Source organism: Pantoea sp. Ae19-2 (assembly GCF_059801205.1).
Genome location: NZ_JBCHWE010000001.1, coordinates 3686996 through 3712104 on the forward strand (window position 1 = coordinate 3686996; position 25109 = coordinate 3712104).

20 protein-coding genes, 4 tRNA genes and 1 riboswitch are annotated in these 25109 nt (G+C 53.0%); of the genes, 4 read left to right on the top strand and 20 right to left on the bottom strand.

The window, feature by feature from the left end; genetic code table 11:
• Nucleotides 1–15: 15 nt before the first annotated feature.
• The 6 genes from AAIE03_RS16925 to nudC form a co-directional block, all read right to left on the bottom strand.
• Nucleotides 16–678 carry a DUF1481 domain-containing protein gene (locus AAIE03_RS16925; RefSeq protein ID WP_014595039.1) on the bottom strand — a complete coding sequence of 221 codons (663 nt, stop codon included), beginning with the start codon at nucleotides 676–678 and terminating at the stop codon, nucleotides 16–18.
• A 68-nt stretch (nucleotides 679–746) separates the two neighbouring features.
• Nucleotides 747–1019, bottom strand: coding sequence for a nucleoid-associated protein HU-alpha (gene hupA / locus AAIE03_RS16930; RefSeq protein WP_006121511.1), 273 nt, complete (start codon nucleotides 1017–1019; stop codon nucleotides 747–749).
• A 188-nt stretch (nucleotides 1020–1207) separates the two neighbouring features.
• Nucleotides 1208–1798, bottom strand: coding sequence for a YjaG family protein (locus tag AAIE03_RS16935; RefSeq protein ID WP_013024125.1), 591 nt, complete (start codon nucleotides 1796–1798; stop codon nucleotides 1208–1210).
• Nucleotides 1799–1860: 62 nt separating this feature from the next.
• Complete coding sequence (nfi, locus tag AAIE03_RS16940) at nucleotides 1861–2529, bottom strand: deoxyribonuclease V (protein WP_014595037.1); 669 nt, start codon at nucleotides 2527–2529, stop codon at nucleotides 1861–1863.
• The gene (hemE, locus tag AAIE03_RS16945; protein ID WP_013024123.1) at nucleotides 2529–3599 is read right to left on the bottom strand and encodes a uroporphyrinogen decarboxylase; all 1071 of its coding nucleotides are present in this window, start codon (nucleotides 3597–3599) and stop codon (nucleotides 2529–2531) included. Before hemE ends, nfi begins: the two co-directional genes overlap by 1 nt.
• A 40-nt stretch (nucleotides 3600–3639) precedes the next feature.
• Entirely contained in the window at nucleotides 3640–4410 is a 771-nt protein-coding gene (gene nudC / locus AAIE03_RS16950; RefSeq protein ID WP_013024122.1) for an NAD(+) diphosphatase, read from the bottom strand.
• 197 nt (nucleotides 4411–4607) lie between these two features.
• Between nudC and AAIE03_RS16955 the strand changes: the two genes are divergently transcribed.
• The 3 genes from AAIE03_RS16955 to thiE all read left to right on the top strand — a co-directional run bounded on the left by AAIE03_RS16955 (nucleotide 4608) and on the right by thiE (nucleotide 8031).
• Nucleotides 4608–5111 (top strand): Rsd/AlgQ family anti-sigma factor, encoded by a 504-nt coding sequence (locus AAIE03_RS16955; protein ID WP_013024121.1) that lies wholly within the window; start codon nucleotides 4608–4610, stop codon nucleotides 5109–5111.
• A gap of 180 nt (nucleotides 5112–5291) precedes the next feature.
• Nucleotides 5292–5390, top strand: a riboswitch (TPP riboswitch).
• Between the two features lie 85 nt (nucleotides 5391–5475).
• Nucleotides 5476–7398, top strand: coding sequence for a phosphomethylpyrimidine synthase ThiC (gene thiC / locus AAIE03_RS16960; protein WP_013024120.1), 1923 nt, complete (start codon nucleotides 5476–5478; stop codon nucleotides 7396–7398).
• The gene (gene thiE, locus AAIE03_RS16965; protein WP_013024119.1) at nucleotides 7399–8031 is read left to right on the top strand and encodes a thiamine phosphate synthase; all 633 of its coding nucleotides are present in this window, start codon (nucleotides 7399–7401) and stop codon (nucleotides 8029–8031) included.
• 114 nt (nucleotides 8032–8145) lie between these two features.
• Here the strand turns inward: thiE and AAIE03_RS16970 are convergent, their stop codons facing one another.
• Nucleotides 8146–9669, bottom strand: a complete 1524-nt coding sequence (locus AAIE03_RS16970) for an aminotransferase-like domain-containing protein (RefSeq protein WP_015701284.1) — start codon at nucleotides 9667–9669, stop codon at nucleotides 8146–8148.
• A 174-nt stretch (nucleotides 9670–9843) separates the two neighbouring features.
• On the opposite strand from AAIE03_RS16970, the gene AAIE03_RS16975 reads away from it, so the two are divergent.
• Complete coding sequence (locus AAIE03_RS16975; RefSeq protein WP_071822338.1) at nucleotides 9844–10023, top strand: DUF1127 domain-containing protein; 180 nt, start codon at nucleotides 9844–9846, stop codon at nucleotides 10021–10023.
• 59 nt (nucleotides 10024–10082) lie between these two features.
• Here the strand turns inward: AAIE03_RS16975 and rpoC are convergent, their stop codons facing one another.
• The 13 genes from rpoC to AAIE03_RS17040 all read right to left on the bottom strand — a co-directional run bounded on the left by rpoC (nucleotide 10083) and on the right by AAIE03_RS17040 (nucleotide 24384).
• Nucleotides 10083–14306, bottom strand: a complete 4224-nt coding sequence (gene rpoC, locus AAIE03_RS16980) for a DNA-directed RNA polymerase subunit beta' (RefSeq protein WP_014606966.1) — start codon at nucleotides 14304–14306, stop codon at nucleotides 10083–10085.
• 118 nt (nucleotides 14307–14424) lie between these two features.
• A complete protein-coding gene (rpoB, locus tag AAIE03_RS16985; RefSeq protein WP_013024116.1) occupies nucleotides 14425–18453 on the bottom strand; it encodes a DNA-directed RNA polymerase subunit beta in 4029 nt (1342 codons plus the stop codon).
• Nucleotides 18454–18783: 330 nt separating this feature from the next.
• A complete protein-coding gene (gene rplL, locus AAIE03_RS16990; protein WP_009092660.1) occupies nucleotides 18784–19146 on the bottom strand; it encodes a 50S ribosomal protein L7/L12 in 363 nt (120 codons plus the stop codon).
• Nucleotides 19147–19209: 63 nt separating this feature from the next.
• Entirely contained in the window at nucleotides 19210–19707 is a 498-nt protein-coding gene (rplJ, locus tag AAIE03_RS16995) for a 50S ribosomal protein L10 (protein ID WP_003848098.1), read from the bottom strand.
• A gap of 423 nt (nucleotides 19708–20130) precedes the next feature.
• A complete protein-coding gene (gene rplA / locus AAIE03_RS17000) occupies nucleotides 20131–20835 on the bottom strand; it encodes a 50S ribosomal protein L1 (protein ID WP_013024115.1) in 705 nt (234 codons plus the stop codon).
• Nucleotides 20836–20838: 3 nt separating this feature from the next.
• Nucleotides 20839–21267 (bottom strand): 50S ribosomal protein L11, encoded by a 429-nt coding sequence (gene rplK, locus AAIE03_RS17005; protein WP_006121495.1) that lies wholly within the window; start codon nucleotides 21265–21267, stop codon nucleotides 20839–20841.
• A gap of 148 nt (nucleotides 21268–21415) precedes the next feature.
• Nucleotides 21416–21961 carry a transcription termination/antitermination protein NusG gene (gene nusG, locus AAIE03_RS17010; protein WP_003848088.1) on the bottom strand — a complete coding sequence of 182 codons (546 nt, stop codon included), beginning with the start codon at nucleotides 21959–21961 and terminating at the stop codon, nucleotides 21416–21418.
• Nucleotide 21962: 1 nt separating this feature from the next.
• Nucleotides 21963–22346, bottom strand: coding sequence for a preprotein translocase subunit SecE (gene secE, locus AAIE03_RS17015; RefSeq protein ID WP_014606967.1), 384 nt, complete (start codon nucleotides 22344–22346; stop codon nucleotides 21963–21965).
• 229 nt (nucleotides 22347–22575) lie between these two features.
• Nucleotides 22576–23760: an elongation factor Tu gene (gene tuf / locus AAIE03_RS17020; RefSeq protein WP_013027471.1), complete on the bottom strand. Its 1185-nt coding sequence runs from the start codon at nucleotides 23758–23760 to the stop codon at nucleotides 22576–22578.
• Nucleotides 23761–23867: 107 nt separating this feature from the next.
• A tRNA-Thr gene (locus AAIE03_RS17025) sits at nucleotides 23868–23943 on the bottom strand.
• A gap of 5 nt (nucleotides 23944–23948) precedes the next feature.
• Nucleotides 23949–24023 (bottom strand) — tRNA-Gly (locus AAIE03_RS17030).
• Nucleotides 24024–24216: 193 nt separating this feature from the next.
• Nucleotides 24217–24301: transfer RNA gene (locus AAIE03_RS17035), tRNA-Tyr, on the bottom strand.
• A gap of 7 nt (nucleotides 24302–24308) precedes the next feature.
• Nucleotides 24309–24384 (bottom strand) — tRNA-Thr (locus AAIE03_RS17040).
• Nucleotides 24385–25109: the final 725 nt, after the last annotated feature.

Genomic DNA, 25109 nt, shown 5'->3' on the forward strand with positions numbered 1-25109 from the left:
CCCCTTTTTATTGCCTCAGAAATTCGCCTCATCCGGCGCATCCGCGCATTCATCTTTTTGAGTCACACGCAGCAACTGCACGCCTTCAGGCGCTTCCAGCCATGAAATCATCAAGGGTTCCGCCTTATCACGGCGGTAGTGCGTAAGCGTCTGCAGTGCATAACTGTCGAAAGCCGGCGTCACCTGCTGGCCCTCACAGGTTGTCACAACGCTTCCACCTGACCAGTGTCCTTGTTTCAGAAACACCCGCCCACTTAACAGCGCATCGCTGACTTCACGCATACGTTGTGCATCAAACTTGTAAAGCTCAACCGCATCCGGACTGACTGCCTCACGGCGCGTCGCGAGCTGGCGCTGCATAAAATTGAGATTGCCGCCTTGATCAAAGCGTAGCGTAACGTCGTCTGGCTTTTCGCCTTTCACCTGGCGTTCCACGCTGATCAGATCATCGCCGAGCCAGCGATAGTCCGTAATTTCACTTTTTTCGCTGTTGAACGGATTATAGAGCGTACGAATATGTACCGAGTGATGATCGGTATTCTTGCGCCAGATACGAACACTGCCGCGATCGGCGAGATAACCGCTGGCCGAGAAAGCCGGAATGTCGGGCGTTGAACTACACCCAATGAGAAAAGAGGAGAGAAGCAGGGCTGATAATCGCTGAAACAGCGTAGTCATGGTGGCTGGCCCCTAAACAAAAGGGGCGAAATCGCCCCTGTTTTAAAACGTTACCGCAGTGCGACGTCTTACTTAACGGCGTCTTTCAGAGCTTTACCAGACACGAATGCAGGTACGTTTGCCGCAGCGATTTTGATTTCTTTGCCAGTCTGTGGGTTACGACCGGTACGCTCAGCGCGGTGGTTCACTTTAAAAGTACCAAAACCAACCAGTTGTACAGCATCACCCTCTTTCAGAGACTCAGTGATTGCAGCCAGAGTAGATTCCAGCGCTGCCTTGGCCTGGGTTTTAGACAGGTCAGCTTTTTCTGCGATCACATCAATCAGTTGAGTCTTGTTCATAAGTTATCCTTAAAGTGTATTTATCGCTTGCTAAGCAACGAGTGCGAGGGAAAAGCCAGCTTCGGGCACTCTTCAGCCTGCACGCACCGATAGCCACAATTTTCAGCCCCCCAAATGTAGACCAGACTGGGGGCTGATGTGAAGCCTCCAGGCGCGCTAATTAAGGCCTGAAGTCACGTTTTCTCGCCTTATTGCTGAATTTTTATACCGATGTTACTAATTCCCGCCTCACGCAGGTCAGATCGCAGACCTTTTATCAATTCGAGGTCTCGCTCTTCACAATCCGCGAGCAGGCGAAAAATCTCCCATTGCAGGTCCCATTCATCGATGACAGCCTGATTTTCTCGTAGCTCTTCATCGGTCATTTCGCGACCTTCGTGAGTCATTTCCAGGATGGCAACGGTGGTGATCGAGGTCTTGCTGACTTCAATCGCATGTTCAAGCGTTTCACCGCTTAACTGCGAATGCAGCACTTCACTCAATGCCACGCAGGCATCAATGGCCGGATAGACACCGTAAACCTCAAACGCATCGCCATCGGGAATCGCCGCTTCAAGCTTTTCCAGCTGGCTGTCAAAATTGATCTTCGCATCTTTAACCGTCAGCGTTTCCCAAATCAGATCCAGAATACGGCGGTAAAGTGCAGGATCGGCAAACTCGGTTTGCTGGCAAAAAGCCACGTAGTTGGGATACATGCGCTCGCACAGGCAAGCCATAAACGTCAGGTGTTGCCAGCTTTCCAGCTTTGCCAGACGCAGATGTACAGGGTTTTGTAACATACACAGAGCTCTTATTCGTTTCGCTGGCGGCAGTGTAACCCAAAAGCGCCATACAAACAGTGTTAAAGCGCGCTTTGCCAGCGCAGAAATGCGGGTCGGCGAGATGCCACAGCATCCGCCCAGCGCGTGGGCTCCGGTAAACGGTAGCCCTGTGTGCACTTTTCTACCCATTCCAGAGCGCTGTCCAGACTGACGCGGTGTCCGGTGGCAACAAACAGCGGGTTACAGCGTGCCTTGCTGCGCCATACCCAGCCAATTTGTTCTCCTTTATCCATCAACGGCTGCCGACTGCCGGGCGTTTCATCCAGCGCCTCAACGTGCCCGCACAGACGCTTTTTCGCAACACCGATAGTGGGAACATCCACCATCAACCCAAAATGCGACGCGACACCAAGCCGGCGCGGATGTGAGATACCATGACCATCGACAAATAGCAGATCGGGCTTCTGCTCCAGCATGTCCCAGGCCGCCAGCAGGGCCGGATACTCACGGAAAGAGAGAAAGCCCGGAATGTAAGGCATGGTGGTATCAATGCGCGCGATGCGATATTCCACCAGCTTCATGGACGGATATTCAAGAATAACCAGTGCCGCACGCGTCACTGCGCCTTCCTGCTCAAAACCGACGTCTGCGCCACCAATAAAGCGTGGCGGCAGCACGTCAAAATCATCCTGCCGTACGACTTCTGCGGCCCGTTGGCGTTGCTCCGCGCGAAGAGCGGCGATATCCATTATGACGCCGAATGATACTGGCGTGACAGACGGTGCACCGCCTCAACAAATACGCCGGCATGCTCGGGTGGAACATCCTGATGGATGCCGTGTCCCAGATTGAAAACGTGGCCTTCACCCTGGCCGAATCCTTCCAGAATCGTTGCCACTTCCTGCTCAATTCGCGCCGGGGGTGCATAGAGCATGGAAGGATCCATATTGCCCTGCAAAGCAACTTTGTGGCCGACACGGCGGCGGGCTTCACTGATATCGATAGTCCAGTCCAGACCTAGTGCATCACAGCCCGTTTCAGCAATGGCTTCCAGCCACTGGCCACCATTCTTGGTAAACAAGGTGATGGGTACACGACGGCCTTCGTTCTCATGAAGCACGCTGTCGACAATTTTATGCATGTAGTAAAGCGAGAACTCACGATAGTCGTTCCCGGTTAACACGCCGCCCCAGGTGTCAAAGACCATCACCGACTGCGCACCGGCGCGGATCTGGGCATTAAGATAGAGGATGACACTGTCGGCCAGCTTATCCAGCATGGCGTGCAGCGTGGCAGGCTCGGCATACATCATTTTTTTGATCTTAGTGAAGGCTTTGCTGCTTCCCCCTTCAACCATATAGGTCGCCAGCGTCCAGGGGCTGCCTGAGAAGCCAATCAATGGTACTTCGCCGTTGAGGTTTTTACGGATGGTGCGTACCGCATTCATCACGTAACCCAGCTCCTGTTCAGGATCGGGCACCGGCAGGCGATCGACATCAGCACGGCAGGTAATCGGGTTGGAGAAGCACGGGCCTTCGCCTGTTTCGAAGTATAAACCCAGCCCCATCGCATCAGGGATGGTGAGAATATCACTGAAGAGGATCGCCGCATCCAGCTTAAAGCGACGCAGGGGTTGCAGGGTGACTTCGCAGGCCAGTTCGGCATTTTTGCACAGCGACATAAAATCGCCTGCCTGGGCGCGCGTCGCTTTATATTCCGGCAAATAACGCCCGGCTTGCCGCATCATCCATACGGGGGTGACATCTACAGGCTGGCGTAACAGGGCGCGCAAATAACGGTCGTTCTTCAGTTCACTCATCTCAGGACTCTCTCGGTATCAAGCGAGTAGTGTAGCACTCTCACGCCTCAGCGCGGCAGAGGGCCACCGTATCTTCAATTAATCGACGGGCGACGGTACCGGGCGGCGGCAGTAAAGGCAGCGCATCAAAGCGGAACCATCCGGCGTCCAGCAGCTCTTTGCCGTCATGTTGTAACTCGCCGCCATCATATTCCGCCATAAACGCCATCATCAGAGACTGCGGGAAAGGCCAGGGCTGCGAGGTAACATAGCGGACATTCTTCACACGCACGTTGCTCTCTTCCATTACCTCGCGCGCGACGGCCTGTTCAATGGTTTCGCCGACTTCGACGAAACCGGCCAGCACAGTGTAAATGTTATTACGCTGGCGCGCATGGTTAGCCAACAGGATCTCGTCCCCCCGGCGAATGGCGACGATAATGCAGGGCGCAATCTGTGGATAGTAGCGTTCACGGCAGTGGCTGCACAGGCAGGCAAATTCACGCTTGCTGGCGTGCATCTCATGGCCGCAGTAGCCACACCAGCGGTGAGAGCGATAAAATTCGGCCAGCTGTACACCGCGCCCTGCCAACTGAAACAGTCCCGGATCTTCGTTAAGTAACTGCCGCAAAGACAGCATATCCTCCGAACGTGTTTCGCAAATCAGCCAGACATTCTCCCCCTGCCATTCGCCAATTACGCGCCCCTGATGACCCGTCAGGCCAAAATGCTGCGCATTACCGTGAGGCAGGTCTCCTTGCGGTAACCAAATTTTTTGTTCACTGCTGACAATCCACCATCCAGCGTCTACGCTTGAAATTTCGCATTGCATTTATTTCGTCATCCTTAGCGTCAACCCGCACGCTGAAGTCCCGATGTTAAGTGTGTAGATGAACAACTATACCCAAATAATTCTGGTTGCAAGACGGCAACACGCTTATTTCTCCCCGGCAGGCTCGTGGAAAACAAGCGCACTTGACGCATCGCTAATCTGAAATATGAAGGTGCATAACTCATACGGAGTTAACTATGCTCAACCAGTTAGACGTTCTGACCAAACGCGTAGGTGGCAGTAATGAACTGGTCGATTCATGGCTGGCCGCTCGCCGCCAGTTACTGGTTTCTTATTACCATTTGGTCGGTATCAAGCCAAAGAAAGAGGCACTGACGCGTCTGGATGAACAGGCACTTGATAACTTTTGCCATAATCTGGTCGATTACCTTTCATCCGGCCACTTCAGCCTCTATCAACGCCTGATCGGAGAAATGGACGGTACCAGTCCGCTGTTGGCAGCAACGCAGATTTATCCCTCGCTGGAAGCCAACACCGAACAACTGATGAAGCTGTATGACGGACACCTGCAGCAGGCGATTGATGACGATAACTACGTCACCTTTCAGAATGCGCTATCGGAGGTCGGAGAAGCCCTGGAAGGACGCTTTACGCTTGAGGACAAACTCATCCAGATGGCATGGGATAATCACCTGACCCCGCCCGTGGCTAACGACAGCGAAATTGCCCGCCCCGCCTAAAACCTAATCGATTGTAAAAGACTTGTGATTAGCCAAAAGCCCCCTTATGCTGAGTGGGCTTTACGTTTAACGCCGAACGTAGTCGGTGTTTACGGTTGATACGTCATCTACGGGCGCTGTTCATGCTATACCTTTTTCCGGGGTGAAGCCGAGCGGGCGCCGTAGCGAAATCGTTGAAACCTCATCTTGTCGGAGTGCCTAAGGGCTGAGACCGTTAATTCGGGATCCGCGGAACCTGATCAGGTTAGAACCTGCGAAGGGAACAAGAGTAAATTTATACGGTACGCCACCGAATGGTGTCAGCAGTGCCGTTACTCCTTCCGAACTCCGGACAAGCAACCTTCCCTCTTACTGGAATATTGCTATGTCTACTGCTAAAACGACCCGTCGCGAACAACGTGCTCAGGCACAGGAATTCATTGACTCTCTTCAGGGCGGCAGCGCCTTCCCTAATTCAAAACGTATCTGGCTTACCGGCAGCCGCGATGATATCCGTGTCCCAATGCGGGAAATTCAACTCAGCCCTACCCTGACCAGCGGCAGTAAAGAAGCGCCGGTTTATGAGGAGAATGAGCCCGTTCCGGTTTACGATACGGCCGGTGCCTATGGCGATCCCGCCGCACAAATCGACGTGCATCGGGGGCTGGATAAACTGCGGGCGCGCTGGATTGAAGAGCGGAATGACAGCGAAAATCTGGTGCAAATCAGCTCTGCCTACACGCAACAGCGGCTGGCCGATGACGGCCTGGATCACTTACGTTTTGAACACCTGCCCACACCACGCCGTGCAAAGGCAGGCCACTGCGTTACCCAGCTCCATTATGCTCGTCGGGGCATAATTACGCCGGAGATGGAGTTTATCGCGCTGCGGGAAAATATGGGCCGGGAACGCATCCGCGGCGAGGTGCTGCTGCAGCAGCATCCGGGGCACAGCTTTGGCGCCCATCTGCCAGAAAATATTACCCCTGAGTTTGTGCGTCAGGAAGTGGCTGCCGGGCGCGCTATTATTCCGGCAAATATTAACCATCCCGAATCCGAACCCATGATCATCGGGCGTAACTTTCTGGTGAAAGTGAATGCCAATATCGGCAACTCAGCCGTGACCTCCTCGATTGAAGAAGAGGTTGAAAAGCTGGTGTGGTCAACGCGTTGGGGCGCCGATACCGTCATGGATCTTTCCACCGGCCGCTATATCCACGAAACCCGTGAATGGATTTTGCGTAACAGCCCGGTGCCTATCGGTACGGTACCGATCTATCAGGCGCTTGAGAAAGTTAACGGTGTGGCAGAAGATCTGAACTGGGAAATTTTCCGCGACACATTGCTGGAACAGGCCGAGCAGGGTGTGGATTATTTTACGATTCATGCAGGCGTGCTGCTGCGCTACGTGCCCATGACCGCGAAGCGCCTGACTGGGATTGTCTCGCGTGGTGGTTCCATTATGGCGAAGTGGTGCCTGTCGCATCACAGAGAGAGCTTCCTGTATGAGCACTTCCGCGACATCTGTGAAATTTGTGCGGCCTACGACATCTCATTATCACTGGGTGACGGCCTGCGTCCGGGATCGATTCAGGATGCCAATGACGAAGCGCAGTTTGCGGAACTGCACACCTTAGGTGAGCTGACGAAAATTGCCTGGGAATACGACGTGCAGGTGATGATTGAGGGCCCCGGCCATATTCCCATGCAAATGATCCGTCGCAACATGACCGAACAACTGGAACATTGCCATGAAGCGCCGTTTTACACTCTGGGCCCCCTCACCACTGATATTGCTCCGGGTTACGATCACTTTACCTCCGGCATTGGTGCCGCGATGATTGGCTGGTTCGGCTGCGCCATGCTGTGCTACGTCACGCCCAAAGAGCATTTAGGTCTGCCAAACAAGGAAGATGTTAAACAGGGCTTAATCACGTACAAGATCGCCGCGCACGCAGCCGATCTGGCCAAGGGTCATCCGGGCGCGCAGATCCGCGACAATGCGATGTCCAAAGCACGTTTTGAGTTTCGCTGGGAAGACCAGTTTAATCTTGCACTGGATCCGCATACGGCCCGGGCTTACCACGATGAAACCCTGCCGCAGGAGTCCGGTAAGGTGGCCCACTTCTGCTCTATGTGCGGCCCCAAATTTTGCTCAATGAAAATTACCCAGGAAGTGCGTGACTACGCCGCAAGGCAGGAAGCCGAAGCCCAGGCGATTGAGGTGGGGATGGCGAAAATGTCTGATCATTTTCGTGAGCGCGGCGGTGAGCTGTATCACCCTGCGACCGCAATAAAGGAGGAATAAATGGACGCCTTTCCCGCAACCGCATCACGTCTGGGGCTCTATCCGGTCGTTGACAGCGTGGAATGGATAGAGCGCCTGCTGGAAGCCGGTGTGCGAACCCTTCAGCTTCGGATCAAGGATCAGCCGGACGAGGTGGTTGAACCCATGATTATTCGGGCTATCGCCGCAGGTAAGCGCTATCAGGCACGTCTGTTTATCAATGATTACTGGCAACTGGCGATTAAACATCAGGCCTATGGCGTCCATCTGGGTCAGGAAGATTTAGAGGTCGCTAACCTGCAGCAGATCCTGCACGCAGGCTTGCGGCTGGGACTTTCAACTCATGATGATGCAGAGCTGGATCGGGCGCTGGCACTGCGCCCTTCCTATGTGGCGCTGGGGCACATCTTCCCCACCCAGACGAAGGCCATGCCCTCTTCCCCGCAGGGCGTAGCTGAACTTAAGCGCCATTTGGCCCGGCTGCACGGCATCTCAACAGTCGCGATCGGAGGCATCAGTATTGATCGTGCGCCAGAGGTACTGGCCACCGGGGTGGGCAGTATTGCGGTGGTGAGCGCGATTACTCAGGCAGAAGACTGGCAGGAGGCCACGCGTGTTCTGCTGCGGCTTGCCGAACCCGAAACGGCGTACTAACGCGCGTCAGCGCCCAGAAATACCTGCAGCCTGTGCAAAAGGCTGTTAAAGAGTGGAAAGCCGCGCACGGCAATGAGTATTACGGCTGGCGCGGTTTTTTTATGCTCAGTAAAGTCACAGGTGTCCGGCCGGAATGGCCGGACCAGGGCCAGTTCCCTCCTCTTTCTGGCCCTGCTCCTCAACCACAGGTACAGAGGTATGTGCCCTTGGCCGATCGTGGACACATGCCGCTATCGCCTGCTCAACGGCGCTGCCCGTTATCGCCAGTGCCCGTTCAACTTTATCGCTGGCAGGCAAGGCATAGTTCAGGCGCAGGCAGTTGCGATATTTGCCCGAGGCGGAAAACAGCGAACCTACAGCAATCTGTATCCCGGACTCCCGCAGCGTATTGTTAAGTTGCACGGCGTCAAAGGCTTCTGGCAGTTCAATCCACATCAGAAATCCCCCCTGAGGCCGCGTGACGCAGATTCCACAGGGGAAATAGTGCCGAACCCAGCAAATAAAGGTTTCGTAGTTGTGTTGGTAAACCTGACGCATCCGCCGCAGATGGGTCTGGTAATGCCCCTGATGAATAAACTCTGCAACTGCGTGCTGAGGCTGAGTCGCAGTAGACCCGGTCCCGATGTATTTCATATGCAGAACCCGATCGCGGTAGCGCCCCGGCGCCACCCAGCCTACGCGCAGACCCGGCGCCAGCGTTTTTGAAAATGAACTGCATAACAATACGCGCCCGTCTTCATCCATCGATTTAATGGATGAAGGCCGTGGATACTCCCAGGCCAACTCGCCATAGACATCGTCTTCAATAATCGCGGCGTCAAAACGTTGCGCCAAGGCCAGCAGGGCGCGCTTGCGCTTCTCTGGCATGATGAAACCAAGTGGGTTATTACAGTTGGGCACCACCACGACGGCCTTAATCGGCCACTGATCAAAGGCCAGCTCCAGCGCCTCAAGACTGATGCCCGTTACCGCATCAGTGGGGATCTCAATGGCGCGAATGCCAAAACCGCGCAGCGTTTGCATGATGCCGTGAAACGATGGTGATTCCACGGCGATGATATCGCCCGGCTGGCAGACAGCGCGAACGGAAACAGACAGGGCTTCATGGCAACCCGTCGTAATGACAATATCTTCATGGCTGAGCTGACAGCCACTGTCAATCATCAGCCGGGCGATCTGCTCTCGCAGGCAGGTCACCCCATACAGATTATCGTAATTCAGCAGAGTGCTTTCCTGCTTCTGTGCCTGCCGACTAAACGCTTTCCAGAGCGGCTTCAGGGTAGACTGTGTGAGATCCGGCATGCCGCTGCCCAACTGCAATATGTCATCTTCCAGCCGGCTGTTAAGCAGATCAAAGACCGCATCCCACTGCGTGATTTCCACCGGGCGCTGTACCGGTCGGGTCAGTGCCGGAATGGGCGGCATCGCTTTATGCGGCGCAACATAATAGCCCGAACGGGACTGCGGGATGATCAACTGTTTCTGCTCCAGCAAATAATAGGCCTGTTGCACGGTGCTAATACTGACACCGTGTTCAGCACTCAGGCTGCGCACCGAGGGCAACCGTTCGCCGTTCCGATACAAACCCTGCGCAATGCGCTTTTCCAGCAGCATGGCTAAATGTTGATAACGCGTCATTGTATGCCTTATGAAGTTTGATTGCCCCGCAAAGCGGTACAGATTAACGCTATTTCTACCATTCAGATGCGTCAACGCGCAATCTGTATGTTAAATATTTGTTCATGGTGAGTCTGTATTGAACAGACGGTCTACGTGAAAATGTTTCTCAGATAAACAACGAGGGGCAGGATCATGGGATATGAAGAAAACCGCGCGGCTAAGCCATTTGTCATAAGACCGTTTCGGTTCTTGCGCATTGTCTGGGGGAGCATCCGACGCTGGCAATGCCAGCGGGAAACCCGCGCTATTTTGTCCAGGCTTAGCGATTGTCAGTTAAAAGACATTGGGTTAAATCGACGCGATATTCACTGATAGCTTAAAGATAAAAAAAAACCCTGCCAGAGCAGGGTTTTTTATCAGGCGTTTGACGATTACTCGTCGTTGTTACCGCCCAGACCAGCGTTCAGCAATTCAGCCAGGCTTGCAGAGGCTTCATCCGCAGTTACCTGCGGTGCAACCGGCACTTCGCCTGCCGCTTTGCGGCGCATACGATCCTGATGGTACGCATAACCGGTACCGGCAGGGATCAGACGTCCCACGATAACGTTCTCTTTCAGACCGCGCAGTTCGTCGCGCTTGCCTGCAACTGCCGCTTCGGTCAGGACACGCGTGGTTTCCTGGAACGATGCAGCAGAGATGAACGATTCGGTTGCCAGTGACGCTTTGGTAATACCCAGCAGGTCACGCATGAAGGTAGCGCCCACTTTTCCGTTCGCTTCAAGTTCACGGTTAGAGATCTTGATGCGAGAGAATTCAGCCTGCTCACCTTCCAGGAACTCGGTGCTTCCCGCGCTCATGATGGTTGCTTTACGCAGCATCTGACGAACGATGACTTCGATGTGCTTATCGTTAATCTTAACGCCTTGCAGACGGTAAACTTCCTGCACTTCGTTAGTGATGTAACGGGTAACCGCATGCACGCCACGCAAGCGCAGGATGTCATGTGGTGACTCTGGGCCATCGGAAACCACGTCACCGCGCTCAACACGTTCACCTTCGAACACGTTCAGCTGACGCCATTTCGGAATCATCTCTTCATACGGATCGCTACCATCCAGCGGAGTAATAACCAGACGACGTTTACCTTTGGTCTCTTTACCGAAGGAGATGATGCCGCTGATCTCCGCCAGGATTGCTGGCTCTTTCGGACGACGTGCTTCGAACAGGTCAGCAACGCGTGGCAGACCACCGGTAATATCCTTGGTACCGCCCGATTCCTGCGGAACACGCGCCAGGGTATCACCCGAGCTGATCTTCACGCCATCTTCCAGCTGTACAATCGCTTTACCTGGCAGGAAGTACTGAGCTGGCATATCGGTACCAGGGATCAGGACATCATTGCCGCTAGCATCAACGATTTTCAGGGCTGGACGCAGGTCTTTACCACCCGCAGTACGCTCAGCAGAATCCAGGACCACCAGCGATGACAGACCGGTCAGGTCGTCAGTCTGACGAGTAATGGTCTGACCGTCGATCATATCCGTGAAGCGAATGAAACCGCCCACTTCAGTGATAACCGGCATGGTATGCGGATCCCAGTTTGCAACGGTTTCGCCCGCAGCAACCTGCTCACCATCACCTTTCGCCATGGTCGCACCATAAGGAACTTTATAGCTCTCTTTAGTACGGCCAAATTCGTCGATCATTTTCAGTTCAACGTTACGCGAGGTGATCACCAGCTTGCCTGCCGAGTTAGTTACCGACTTGGCATTGGTCAGCTTGATGGTACCTTTGTTCTTCACCTGAATGCTGGATTCAGCAGCCGCACGTGATGCCGCACCACCGATGTGGAACGTACGCATCGTCAGCTGTGTACCCGGCTCACCGATGGACTGTGCCGCGATAACACCGATCGCTTCACCTTTGTTGATGATGTGACCACGTGCCAGGTCGCGACCATAGCAATGCGCACACACACCAAAGTCGGTTTCACAACCAACAACAGAACGCACTTTCACGCTGTCTACTGAGTTCAGTTCCAGCACGTCACACCAGTGCTCATCGAGCAGAGTGTTACGTGGAACCAGAATGTCAGCCGTACCAGGCTTCAGCACGTCTTCCGCAGTCACACGACCCAGAACACGCTCACGCAGCGGTTCTTTCACGTCGCCACCTTCGATGACCGGCGTCATCATGATGCCTTCGTGCGTGCCGCAGTCGTCTTCAGTCACAACCAGATCCTGTGCAACGTCAACCAGACGACGCGTCAGATAACCGGAGTTTGCTGTTTTCAGTGCGGTATCCGCCAGACCTTTACGTGCACCGTGCGTCGAGATGAAGTACTGGAGTACGTTCAGACCTTCACGGAAGTTCGCCGTAATTGGCGTCTCAATGATTGAGCCATCTGGCTTAGCCATCAGACCACGCATACCGGCCAGCTGACGAATCTGTGCAGCAGAACCACGCGCACCGGAGTCGGCCATCATAAAGATGCTGTTGAAGGAAACCTGGCGCTCTTCTTCACCATCGCGGTTAATCACGACTTCAGTAGAGAGGTTTTCCATCATCGCTTTAGCAACGCGTTCGTTGGCCGCAGCCCAGATATCGATCACTTTGTTATAGCGTTCGCCTGCCGTCACCAGACCAGACTGGAACTGCTCCTGGATTTCAGCCACTTCCGCTTCCGCTTCGGTGATGATTTCCACTTTCTTCTCTGGGATAACCATGTCGTCGATACCAACAGACGCACCTGAACGTGCCGCATAGGCGAAGCCGGTGTACATGGTCTGGTCAGCAAAGATAACCGTTGGTTTCAGTCCCAGGATGCGGTAACAGGTGTTCAGCATCTTGGAGATCGCTTTCTTGCCCAGCGCCTGGTTGACGATGGAGAAAGGCAGACCTTTAGGCACGATCATCCACAGGATGGCGCGACCAATCGTCGTGTCGATGATGCTGGTTTTAGAAACCCACTCATCCTGCTCGTTTTTCTCGTGCTCAGTGATACGCACTTTAACGCGAGCGTGCAGCGAAGCGAGGCCGGCGCGGTAAACGCGTTCAGCTTCTTTCGGACCGGTCAGTACCATGCCTTCGCCTTTGGCGTTAACACAGTCGCGGGTCATGTAATACAGGCCCAGTACAACGTCCTGTGAAGGAACGATGATTGGCTCGCCGTTCGCAGGTGACAGGATGTTGTTGGTAGACATCATCAGCGCACGCGCTTCCAGCTGGGCTTCCAGCGTCAGCGGTACGTGAACAGCCATCTGGTCACCATCGAAGTCGGCGTTATAAGCCGCACAAACCAGCGGGTGCAGCTGGATAGCTTTACCTTCGATCAGGACGGGCTCAAATGCCTGGATACCCAAACGGTGCAGGGTTGGTGCACGGTTCAGCAGTACCGGGTGTTCGCGGATCACTTCGTCCAGGATATCCCACACGACAGCTTCTTCACGCTCAACCATTTTCTTAGCGGCTTTGATGGTGGTGGCCAGGCCACGCAGTTCCAGCTTGCCGTAGATGAACGGTTTGAACAGCTCCAGTGCCATTTTCTTCGGCAGACCGCACTGATGCAGACGCAGGTATGGACCTACGGTGATAACAGAACGGCCAGAGTAGTCAACACGCTTACCGAGCAGGTTCTGACGGAAACGACCCTGCTTACCTTTGATCATATCGGCCAAAGATTTCAGAGGACGCTTGTTAGAACCGGTGATCGCACGACCGCGACGACCGTTATCCAGCAGGGCATCAACCGCTTCCTGCAGCATACGTTTTTCGTTACGCACGATGATATCTGGCGCAGCCAGATCCAGCAGGCGTTTCAGACGGTTGTTACGGTTGATCACGCGGCGGTACAGATCGTTCAGATCCGACGTAGCGAAACGACCACCATCCAGCGGTACCAGCGGACGCAGATCTGGCGGCAGAACCGGCAGAACGGTCAGGATCATCCACTCTGGCTTGTTACCAGACTGAACGAACGCTTCCAGCAGCTTAATACGCTTGGTCAGCTTTTTACGTTTGGTCTCGGAGTTAGTTTCGTTCAGCTCTTCGCGCAGCTGTTCGCACTCTTGCTCCAGATCCATGTTTTTCAGCAGTGCCTGAATCGCTTCTGCACCCATTTTCGCGTCGAATTCGTCACCGAATTCTTCCAGCGCATCCAGGTACTGCTCTTCAGTCAGAATCTGACGTTTCTCGAGGTTGGTCATGCCACCTTCGATAACGACATAAGATTCAAAATACAGCACGCGTTCGATGTCACGCAGCGGCATATCCAGCAGCAGGCCGATACGCGAAGGCAGTGACTTCAGGAACCAGATGTGTGCGGTTGGCGAAGCCAGCTCGATGTGGCCCATGCGCTCACGACGCACTTTAGTCTGGGTCACTTCAACGCCGCACTTCTCGCAGATCACACCACGGTGTTTCAGGCGCTTGTACTTACCACACAGGCATTCGTAATCTTTTACCGGCCCAAAAATACGGGCACAGAACAGACCATCGCGCTCTGGCTTGAAGGTACGATAGTTAATGGTTTCCGGCTTTTTCACTTCACCGAAAGACCAGGAACGGATCATGTCTGGCGACGCCAGCGCAATTTTGATCGCATCAAACTCTTCGGTTTTAGTTTGCGCTTTCAGAAACTTAAGTAAGTCTTTCACGGATTTGCTCCCGTCGGAGTGAGACTCAGGGGCGTCCAACCGAAATTGAACGCCCCATAACCAGTACAAATGCGAGCGCGTTAACCCTGCGCTTCCAGGCCAGGCCTGTTACTGAGGGTTACTCGTCTTCCAGCTCGATGTTGATACCCAGCGAGCGAATCTCTTTCAACAGTACGTTGAACGATTCTGGCATGCCGGGTTCCATCTGATGGTTGCCATCCACGATGTTCTTATACATCTTGGTACGGCCGTTGACGTCATCAGACTTAACGGTAAGCATTTCCTGAAGGGTATACGCAGCACCGTAAGCTTCCAGCGCCCATACTTCCATCTCACCGAAGCGCTGACCACCGAACTGTGCCTTACCACCCAGCGGCTGCTGAGTAACGAGGCTATAGGAACCGGTAGAACGTGCGTGCATCTTGTCATCAACCAGGTGGTTGAGTTTCAGCATGTACATATAGCCTACGGTTACCTGACGTTCGAACTGCTCACCAGTACGGCCATCAAACAGGGTAATCTGACCGGAAGAAGGCAGACCGCCGAGCTCTAACAGCTCTTTGATTTCGCTCTCTTTCGCACCATCAAACACCGGCGTGGCAATTGGCATACCTTTTTTCAGGTTCTCAGCCAGGCGCAGAACTTCGTCATCAGTAAAGGTGTTCAGGTCAACTTTCTGACGCACATCGGTGCCCAGATCGTAAGCACGCTGGATGAATTCGCGCAGCTTGGCGACTTCTTCCTGCTTCTTCAGCATCGCGTTGATCTTCTCGCCGATACCTTTCGCTGCCATCCCCAGGTGAGTCTCAAGGATCTGACCGATGTTCATACGCGAAGGTACGCCCAGCGGGTTCAGTACGATATCGACCGGCGTACCGTTCTCATCGTAAGGCATGTCTTCGATTGGGTTGATCTTAGAGATAACACCTTTGTTACCGTGACGACCTGCCATTTTATCACCAGGCTGAATCTGGCGTTTAACAGCCAGATAAACCTTAACGATTTTCAGCACGCCAGGTGCCAGATCATCGCCTTGGGTGATTTTACGACGCTTACCTTCGAGTTTTTTCTCAAACTCGTGCTTCAGTTCGTCGTACTGCTCTGCCAGCTGCTCCAGCTGGTTTTGCTTGGCTTCGTCAGTCAGACCCAGCTCCAGCCAACGCTCACGCGGCAGCTTGTCCAGTTTGTCTGCTTCAACGCCACCGGAAATCAGGACAGACTGGATACGGCTAAACAGGCCCGCTTCCAGGATCTGCAGCTCTTCAGACAGGTCTTTCTTGGCCTGCTTCAGCTGCATTTCTTCGATTTCCAGCGCACGTTTGTCTTTTTCCACGCCATCGCGGGTGAAGACCTGAACGTCGATAACGGTACCGGAAACACCGTTCGGTACACGCAGAGAAGAGTCTTTAACGTCAGACGCTTTCTCACCGAAGATCGCACGCAGCAGCTTCTCTTCTGGCGTCAGCTGGGTTTCGCCTTTTGGCGTCACCTTACCAACCAGAATGTCACCGCCGGTCACTTCAGCACCGATATAAACGATACCGGACTCATCCAGTTTAGAGAGTGCAGCTTCGCCCACGTTCGGGATGTCAGCCGTGATCTCTTCTGGCCCCAGCTTGGTGTCACGAGACACACAGGCCAGTTCCTGAATGTGGATGGTGGTGAAGCGATCTTCCTGCACTACGCGCTCGGAGACTAAAATGGAGTCTTCGAAGTTGTAACCGTTCCACGGCATGAACGCGACGCGCATGTTCTGACCCAGCGCCAGCTCACCGAGATCGGTAGACGGGCCGTCAGCCAGCACATCACCACGTTCAACGGGCTCACCCAGAGAGACACACGGCATCTGATTGATACAGGTGTTCTGGTTAGAACGGGTGTATTTGGTCAGGTTGTAGATGTCGATACCCGCTTCGCCCGGGTACATCTCGTCTTCGTTAACTTTAATAACGATACGTGATGCATCAACGTACTGAACGGTACCACCACGTTTCGCAACAGCGGTAACACCGGAGTCAACGGCTACAGCGCGCTCCATACCGGTACCTACCAGCGGCTTATCAGCACGCAGAGTAGGAACGGCCTGACGTTGCATGTTCGCACCCATCAGGGCGCGGTTAGCATCATCGTGTTCCAGGAACGGAATCAGTGACGCACCGACAGAAACCACCTGCTGGGTGGAAACGTCCATGTAGTCAACCTGATCGCGGCTGAACAGACTTGATTCGCCTTTGCTACGGCAGGTGACCAGGTCATCAACGAACGCACCTTCTTCTGACAGATTGGTGTTCGCCTGCGCGATAACGTAGTTACCTTCTTCGATTGCAGAAAGGTAATGAATTTCATCGGAAACCACACCGTCAATAACGCGACGATAAGGGGTTTCCAGGAAACCGTACTCGTTCGTCTGCGCGTAAACAGACAAGGAGTTGATCAGACCGATGTTCGGACCTTCAGGGGTTTCGATTGGGCAGACACGACCGTAGTGCGTTGGGTGTACGTCACGCACTTCGAAGCCGGCACGCTCACGGGTTAAACCGCCCGGGCCGAGAGCAGAGATACGACGCTTGTGCGTAATCTCTGACAAGGGGTTGTTCTGATCCATAAACTGAGACAGCTGGCTGGAACCAAAGAACTCTTTCACCGCCGCCGAAATTGGCTTGGCGTTGATCATGTCCTGTGGCATCAGCGTATCGAGATCGCCCAGAGAAAGACGCTCTTTCACTGCACGCTCAACACGGACCAGACCGACGCGGAACTGGTTTTCAGCCATTTCACCGACTGAACGAATACGACGGTTACCGAGGTGGTCGATATCGTCCACTTCGCCTTTACCGTTACGGATGTCGATCAGTTTTTTCATCACTTCGATGATGTCTTCTTTGCTCAGGATACCTGAACCTTCGATCTCATCACGCAGCAATGAACGGTTGAACTTCATGCGGCCGACTGCAGAAAGATCGTAACGATCTTCAGAGAAGAACAGGTTCTCAAACAGGTTCTCTGCAGCTTCACGCGTTGGCGGCTCACCAGGACGCATCATGCGGTAGATCTCAACCAGCGCGCTCAGGCGATCGTTGGTTGGGTCAACGCGCAGCGTCTCGGAGATGTATGGGCCGTGATCCAAATCGTTGGTGAACAGCGTTTCAATGCGCTTGTGACCCGACTGGCTCAGCTTCGCCAGCAGATCCAGCGACAGTTCCATGTTGGCCGCAACGATCAGCTCACCGGTATTCTCATCGATGTAGTCTTTAGAGACCACTTTGCCCGCGATGTATTCCACAGGGACTTCGATGTGTTGGATACCGTCTTTTTCCAGCTGACGAATATGACGCGCAGTGATGCGACGCCCTTTCTCAACGTAGACCGTGCCATTCGATTCGATATCGAAGGTCGCGGTTTCACCGCGCAGGCGCTCTGGCACCAGTTCCATCTGCAGCTTGTTGTCACGAATTTCGTACACCACTTTCTCGAAGAACACGTCGAGAATTTGAGCAGTGGTGTAATGCAGTGCGCGCAGAATGATACTGGCCGGCAGCTTACGACGACGGTCAATACGGACGAAAAGGTTGTCTTTCGGGTCAAACTCGAAGTCGAGCCATGAACCACGGTAAGGGATGATACGTGCGTTATACAGCACTTTACCCGAGGAGTGGGTTTTACCCTTATCGCTGTCAAAGAACACGCCAGGACTACGATGCAGCTGAGAAACGATAACACGTTCAGTACCGTTGATAACAAAGGTACCGTTGTCAGTCATGAGTGGAATTTCACCCATGTAGACTTCTTGTTCTTTAATGTCTTTTACTGTGCCTTCTGGCGCTTCGCGCTCATAGATCACCAGACGCAGTTTCACGCGCAGCGGTGCCGAGTAGGTCACGCCACGGATCTGACACTCTTTCACGTCAAAGACAGGTTCACCTAAGCGATAGCTGACATACTGCAACTCAGAGTTGCCGCTGTAGCTCGCAATAGGGAATACAGAGCGGAATGCAGCTTCCAGTCCGTACTGACCTTCTGGATCTTGCTCGATAAACTTCTGAAACGAATCAAGCTGGATGGAAAGGAGATAAGGTATGTCCAAAACTTGCGGACGTTTACCAAAATCCTTACGAATACGTTTTTTCTCGGTATAGGAGTAAACCATAGGGTTCCTCAGCTAGCTGACAAGTCGACCCACGCTGTCCGTCCTGACAGGACAGTTCATGCAACACGATTTTGTTTGATTCACCTACTGCTCTGCAGTACGTGCAATACCTCTTTCTATCACGCTTAAATCATTTCATTGCTTCAGCGTGGGCAGGGAACCCGCACGGGAAAGCAGTATATTAAGTCGTCGATAGAGAAAGATATTGATGAGCAACAATGGACAAACAGTGCGAAACCCCATTGAGGCCCTGGAGCGCAAAAAGGCTGGTGACCAAAAAGTCACCAGCCATCAGTCTGAAACTACTCAGACTGCAACCCGAGGGTTGTCTTACTTAACTTCAACTTCAGCGCCAGCTTCTTTCAGAGCAGCTTCAAGTGCAGCTGCGTCATCTTTGCTGATGCCTTCTTTGATCACGCCAGTTGCTTCAACCAGATCTTTGGCTTCTTTCAGGCCCAGACCAGTTGCGGTACGTACGGCTTTGATTACTGCAACTTTGTTCGCGCCAACAGCTTTCAGAACGACGTCGAATTCAGTTTTCTCTTCAACAGCTTCAGCTGGGCCAGCAGCAACAGCTACAGCAGCAGCAGCAGAAACGCCGAATTTTTCTTCCATAGCAGAAACCAGCTCAACTACTTCCATTACGGACATAGCAGCAACGGCTTCCAGAATTTGGTCTTTAGTAATAGACATAACAATTGTTCCTAAGAATCAGAAAAAGTTTATACGTTAGCAAGAGCGAAGAAAAGAGAGGCCTTAAGCCGCTTCTTTTGCATCGCGAACAGCAGCCAGAGTGCGAACCAGTTTGCCGGCAGCGGCTTCTTTCATGGTCGACATCAGACGTGCCAGTGCTTCTTCGTAGGTCGGCAGAGTTGCCAGACGGTCAATATTGGCCGCCGTGATCAGCTCACCTTCAAAGGCTGCAGCTTTGACCTCGAATTTTGCATTCGCTTTCGCGAAATCTTTGAACAGACGAGCAGCAGCGCCCGGGTGTTCCATAGAATATGCAATCAGGGTCGGACCAACAAACGTGTCTTTCAGGCACTCGAACTGAGTACCTTCAACGACGCGGCGCAGCAGGGTGTTACGAACAACACGCATGTAAACGCCAGCTTCACGACCTGCTTTACGCAGTTCGGTCATTTTATCAACGGTAACGCCACGAGAATCCGCAACAACCGCTGAAAGCGCACCTTTGGCTACTTCGCTGACTTCAGCAACAATCGCTTGTTTGTCTTGAAGATTTAATGCCATTAGCTTTAGCTCCTGGATTTGACCGGGGAAGGATTTCCCCGGAACTCACTTCACTTACTCACCCGAAGGGAAATAAGCGCTAATACACGGTGAGCAGAATCCAGATAAGAAAAAATCTTTTGGTTCTGTCACCGTCTACGCAGGGGATTAAGCATTACATCCGAGGATGTTCCGCTCCTGCGGTCTTGGACGGAGGCCAGGATAAGGCCTGGCTCCAACCTAAAATTTGGGTCGTGTGTTGTCACTCAAACCGCATTGCGCTGGCTGTCTTTGCCCCCACCCGCCACACAGTTCACTGTGCTTCAGGTCGCTGACTCGGCCACCGTCTTACCACGTTCTGAATAACCCACATCGACGTCTGCATTAATGCAGAACAACGGGCGTAAGATTCTAGGTGAATTTTTCGCCCGTTTCAAGTAGCAATTAGTTTGCTACGGCAGTCAGACCCGCCTGGTCAACGGCAACGCCGGCGCCCATGGTGGTAGAGATGCTAACTTTCTTGATGTACACGCCTTTCGCCTGTGCAGGTTTTGCTTTTTTCAGCGCAACCAGCAAAGATTCCAGGTTTTCTTTCAGTTTGTCAGCATCGAAGTCCACTTTACCGATGGTAGTGTGGATGATGCCGTTTTTGTCGTTACGATAACGAACCTGACCTGCTTTAGCGTTCTTAACCGCTTCAGCAACGTTAGGCGTTACAGTACCGACTTTCGGGTTTGGCATCAGGCCACGTGGACCCAGAACCTGGCCTAACTGGCCAACAACGCGCATTGCATCCGGAGAAGCAATAACAACGTCAAAGTTCATTTCGCCTTTCTTGATCTGATCGGCCAGGTCTTCCATACCTACCAGCTCAGCGCCAGCTGCTTTAGCAGCTTCAGCGTTTGCGCCCTGGGTGAAGACAGCTACACGTACTGAACGACCAGTACCGTGTGGCAGAACGGTCGCGCCGCGGACGTTCTGATCAGATTTACGTGCATCGATGCCGAGGTTAACAGCAACGTCAACGCTTTCGACGAACTTGGCAGTAGCCAGTTCTTTCAGTAAAGCGATTGCTTCAGCAATATCGTACTGCTTGGTCGCGTCAACTTTGTCGCGAATTACGCTCATGCGCTTGGTCAGCTTAGCCATTTCTTAGTCCTCTACAACCAGGCCCATGGAACGAGCAGTACCTTCGATTGAGCGAGTCATCGCTTCAACGTCAGAACCAGTCATGTCCGCAGCTTTAGTTTCTGCGATTTCACGTACCTGAGCACGAGTCACTTTACCGACTTTATCTTTGTTCGGCTTACCAGAACCAGACTTGATGCCTGCTGCTTTTTTCAGCAGAACGGCAGCCGGAGGCGTTTTGGTAATAAAGGTAAAAGAACGGTCGCTGTATACGGTGATAACAACTGGAGTCGGCAGACCTTTTTCCAGTGATTCTGTTTTGGCGTTAAACGCTTTACAGAATTCCATGATGTTAACACCCTGCTGACCCAGAGCTGGACCAACCGGTGGACTTGGGTTCGCCATACCAGCTGCAACCTGCAGCTTGACGTAGGCTTGTACTTTCTTAGCCATGATAATTCCTCAATTGGGTTATAGCGCCTGTAAAAGGCTCCCCGTGGTAACGATTTACACGCTGTTGCCAGCGCATAAAAACAAAAGGCGCGAAATTATAGTTAAATTTCGCGCCTGCTGCAACAGCCAAATTGTATGTCGGAAAAGGTTAGCCCTTCTCAACCTGACCGAAGTCGAGTTCTACTGGCGTTGCGCGTCCAAAGATGGAAACAGAAACCGTCAGGCGGCTCTTTTCGTAGTCCACATCTTCAACCACACCGTTAAAGTCGGCAAATGGACCATCGTTGACACGTACCATTTCGCCCGGCTCGAACAGCGTTTTCGGACGCGGCTTGTCGCCCACCTGCTGCAGGCGATTCATAATCGCATCGACTTCTTTGTCGCTAATCGGCGCAGGACGGTCAGAGGTACCGCCAATAAAGCCCATAACGCGCGGAACGCTGCGCACCAGGTGCCAGCTGGCGTCATTCATTACCATCTGTACCAGAACGTAGCCGGGGAAGAATTTGCGCTCGCTCTTGCGGCGTTGACCACCACGGATCTCAACAACTTCTTCTGTAGGAACCATGACGTCGCCAAACAGCTCTTCCATGTTGTGCAGTTTGATGTGCTCACGCAGCGACTGTGCTACGCGGCCTTCAAAACCGGAAAACGCCTGCACGACGTACCAGCGTTTCTTTGGAGCTTCAGACATCTCAGAACCTCAGGCCAGTGATAAACGATACCAGACGGACCAGAATACCATCCAGCCCCCACAAAATCAGTGACATCACGGCAGTAACCGCGGCAACGATTAACGTGGTATGCAGTGTTTCCTGGCGGGTTGGCCAGATAACTTTACGCATTTCGGTTCTTGCTTCACGTGCAAAGGCCACGGTTGCTTTGCCTTTTGTCGTCAAAAGCGCAATGCCGCCTGCTGCCGCAATCAGTACAACCACAGCTAACGCGCGCAAAGGCAGCGTCACATCGCGATAGAGGTAGTTACCTACGATCGCCGCAAGCAGTAATAAGACTACCACTACCCACTTCAGCGCTTCGAGGCCGCGCCCGCTCCCTTGAGCTTCGGTATTCGCACTCATAAACCAACCTGCCACAATAATTCAGAAACTATTCTGCCCCGCATTGCGAGGCATCCAAACCGAATGAGCTTTTGGGGCGTAACTCGGTATCCAGCGCCGCATAACAGAGCCTGTCTCAGCAATGATTATGGTTCAAAATCACTGATGAGTCAGGTTCTATGAAACAGCGTACAAAAAGGGCATCAAATGATGCCCTTTCCACGTGCATTGCGTCAAATATTATCGGTAATTAAGCGATAACTTTGGCAACAACACCCGCGCCAACGGTACGGCCACCTTCGCGGATTGCGAAGCGCAGACCTTCGTCCATTGCGATTGGGTGAATCAGGGTAACAACCATTTTGATGTTGTCGCCTGGCATAACCATTTCAACGCCTTCTGGCAGCTCTACTGAACCGGTCACGTCTGTGGTACGGAAGTAGAACTGTGGACGGTAGCCCTTGAAGAACGGAGTATGGCGGCCACCTTCGTCTTTAGACAGAACGTAAACTTCTGACTCGAACTTGGTGTGTGGCTTGATTGAGCCTGGCTTCGCCAGAACCTGACCACGCTGGATGTCTTCACGCTTGATACCGCGCAGCAGAACACCACAGTTTTCGCCTGCCTGACCCTGGTCCAGCAGTTTGCGGAACATTTCAACACCGGTACAGGTTGATTTCGCGGTATCTTTGATACCAACGATTTCAACTTCGTCGCCGACTTTAACGATACCGCGCTCTACACGACCGGTTACAACAGTACCACGGCCAGAGATTGAGAATACGTCTTCGATTGGCAGCAGGAATGGCATATCGATTGCACGTACTGGATCCGGGATGTAGTTATCCAGGTGACCAGCCAGCTCAACGATCTTCTCTTCCCACTCTGGGTTACCTTCCAGCGCTTTCAGGGCTGAACCGCGAACGATTGGTGTATCGTCGCCCGGGAAGTCGTACTGTGACAGCAGGTCACGAACTTCCATCTCAACCAGTTCCAGCAGCTCTTCGTCATCAACCATGTCACACTTGTTCAGGAACACGATGATGTAAGGAACGCCTACCTGACGACCCAGCAGGATGTGCTCACGGGTCTGCGGCATTGGGCCGTCAGTCGCAGCAACAACCAGGATCGCGCCGTCCATCTGCGCAGCACCGGTGATCATGTTTTTCACATAGTCGGCGTGGCCTGGGCAGTCAACGTGCGCATAGTGGCGAGACGGGGTTTCATACTCAACGTGTGCCGTGTTGATGGTGATACCACGTGCTTTTTCTTCCGGGGTGCTGTCGATCTGATCGAACGCACGTGCCTGGCCGCCGTTGGTTTTAGCCAGAACGGTGGTGATCGCTGCAGTCAGGGTGGTTTTACCGTGGTCAACGTGACCGATGGTTCCCACGTTTACGTGCAGTTTGTTACGTTGAAATTGCTCTTTAGCCATCGCTTGTCCCTCTAAGACACGGATATATCAAAGATATCGTCACATTAACCAGGCATTGCCTGACTGCAAGGAGTTACAGAGAAAAATCAGGAGGGAGATAAAGGAAGTGGTGCTGATACCCAGAGTCGAACTGGGGACCTCACCCTTACCAAGGGTGCGCTCTACCAACTGAGCCATATCAGCACATCTGGAGCGGGCAGCGGGAATCGAACCCGCATCATCAGCTTGGAAGGCTGAGGTAATAGCCATTATACGATGCCCGCATCCTGGAACTCGGCTACCTGTTCTTTCTGTAGCTTGTGAATAACAGAAGATGTCCTCTGTTATCCTTCGCCCGTCAGCGAAGCTGACTGACTTTGACTGAGCTTACACCCAATCTGAATTCAGGGTGAGAAGAAGCGACTCACCTGCCAGATAAACAGGTTGTTTATCTGTTTCTCAACCCGGGGGTTGAAATGGTGGTGGGAGAAGGATTCGAACCTTCGAAGTCTGTGACGGCAGATTTACAGTCTGCTCCCTTTGGCCGCTCGGGAATCCCACCTACTTGATGGTGCCGGCTACCGGAATCGAACTGGTGACCTACTGATTACAAGTCAGTTGCTCTACCAACTGAGCTAAGCCGGCATCAAGTGACGCGCATTCTAGGAAGGTCGGCAGAAGGATGCAACAAAAAAATCACTGTTTTTGTTCTATCGCTTACTATTTGTGCAAAGCATCGCAATTTACCCCTGATATGCAGAAATAACATCCAATTATTGGTTAAAATTTCTCTTCGCTCTCTTTCCGATAATGTTGCTCCCTCCCCCTGTCTCGCCCACTTTGTTGTCTTCATCCCTCAGGTTTTCTTAGGCCTCTGCCAGAAAAATGCATTAACTGCTCAGTTTTCAATCACCTCATGCGTACTTTTATCGCGACAGGACCCTACCTAAGGCCGCAGCCTTGAGTGTTATCCCCTAAAAGTTTTCAGGCGACACTGCCCGGCATGAAGATAAGTATCAGTATCAGGCGAAAGGCAGATAAAAACGTCACGGCTGACAGACCACCTGTGGGGCGGTTCGGTGCCTGAGGAGAATAAGGGCTGATAATCTGCATAAGCGTTCGTAGAGCGGCTGTGTGACTCACAGACAGCCTGTCATGCTGTCCACCGCATAGCAGGTCGGGTGAGCATGAAACTCAGATGCGATAAAGAACGTCGCTGACAGCCTCTATAAGAATGTCTGATGCACCAGCGTCGCTGACAGATAAGCTATGGCTGTCCTTAATACAGCAGCACGAGACCGAAGACGCCAGGGCAGACAGGGTTCACGCAATGGAGAGCAAGCGCTGACAATCTGCATGCGCCTGTACGA

Bases quoted from the DNA above. Each gene is read 5' to 3' on its own strand.
- AAIE03_RS16925 (WP_014595039.1), bottom strand. From the start codon at position 678: ATGACTACGCTGTTTCAGCGATTATCAGCCCTGCTTCTCTCCTCTTTT.
- hupA (WP_006121511.1), bottom strand. From the start codon at position 1,019: ATGAACAAGACTCAACTGATTGATGTGATCGCAGAAAAAGCTGACCTG.
- AAIE03_RS16935 (WP_013024125.1), bottom strand. From the start codon at position 1,798: ATGTTACAAAACCCTGTACATCTGCGTCTGGCAAAGCTGGAAAGCTGG.
- nfi (WP_014595037.1), bottom strand. From the start codon at position 2,529: ATGGATATCGCCGCTCTTCGCGCGGAGCAACGCCAACGGGCCGCAGAA.
- hemE (WP_013024123.1), bottom strand. From the start codon at position 3,599: ATGAGTGAACTGAAGAACGACCGTTATTTGCGCGCCCTGTTACGCCAG.
- nudC (WP_013024122.1), bottom strand. From the start codon at position 4,410: ATGCAATGCGAAATTTCAAGCGTAGACGCTGGATGGTGGATTGTCAGC.
- AAIE03_RS16955 (WP_013024121.1), top strand. From the start codon at position 4,608: ATGCTCAACCAGTTAGACGTTCTGACCAAACGCGTAGGTGGCAGTAAT.
- thiC (WP_013024120.1), top strand. From the start codon at position 5,476: ATGTCTACTGCTAAAACGACCCGTCGCGAACAACGTGCTCAGGCACAG.
- thiE (WP_013024119.1), top strand. From the start codon at position 7,399: ATGGACGCCTTTCCCGCAACCGCATCACGTCTGGGGCTCTATCCGGTC.
- AAIE03_RS16970 (WP_015701284.1), bottom strand. From the start codon at position 9,669: ATGACGCGTTATCAACATTTAGCCATGCTGCTGGAAAAGCGCATTGCG.
- AAIE03_RS16975 (WP_071822338.1), top strand. From the start codon at position 9,844: ATGGGATATGAAGAAAACCGCGCGGCTAAGCCATTTGTCATAAGACCG.
- rpoB (WP_013024116.1), bottom strand. From the start codon at position 18,453: ATGGTTTACTCCTATACCGAGAAAAAACGTATTCGTAAGGATTTTGGT.
- rplL (WP_009092660.1), bottom strand. From the start codon at position 19,146: ATGTCTATTACTAAAGACCAAATTCTGGAAGCCGTTGCTGCTATGTCC.
- rplJ (WP_003848098.1), bottom strand. From the start codon at position 19,707: ATGGCATTAAATCTTCAAGACAAACAAGCGATTGTTGCTGAAGTCAGC.
- rplA (WP_013024115.1), bottom strand. From the start codon at position 20,835: ATGGCTAAGCTGACCAAGCGCATGAGCGTAATTCGCGACAAAGTTGAC.
- rplK (WP_006121495.1), bottom strand. From the start codon at position 21,267: ATGGCTAAGAAAGTACAAGCCTACGTCAAGCTGCAGGTTGCAGCTGGT.
- nusG (WP_003848088.1), bottom strand. From the start codon at position 21,961: ATGTCTGAAGCTCCAAAGAAACGCTGGTACGTCGTGCAGGCGTTTTCC.
- secE (WP_014606967.1), bottom strand. From the start codon at position 22,346: ATGAGTGCGAATACCGAAGCTCAAGGGAGCGGGCGCGGCCTCGAAGCG.
- tuf (WP_013027471.1), bottom strand. From the start codon at position 23,760: ATGGCTAAAGAGCAATTTCAACGTAACAAACTGCACGTAAACGTGGGA.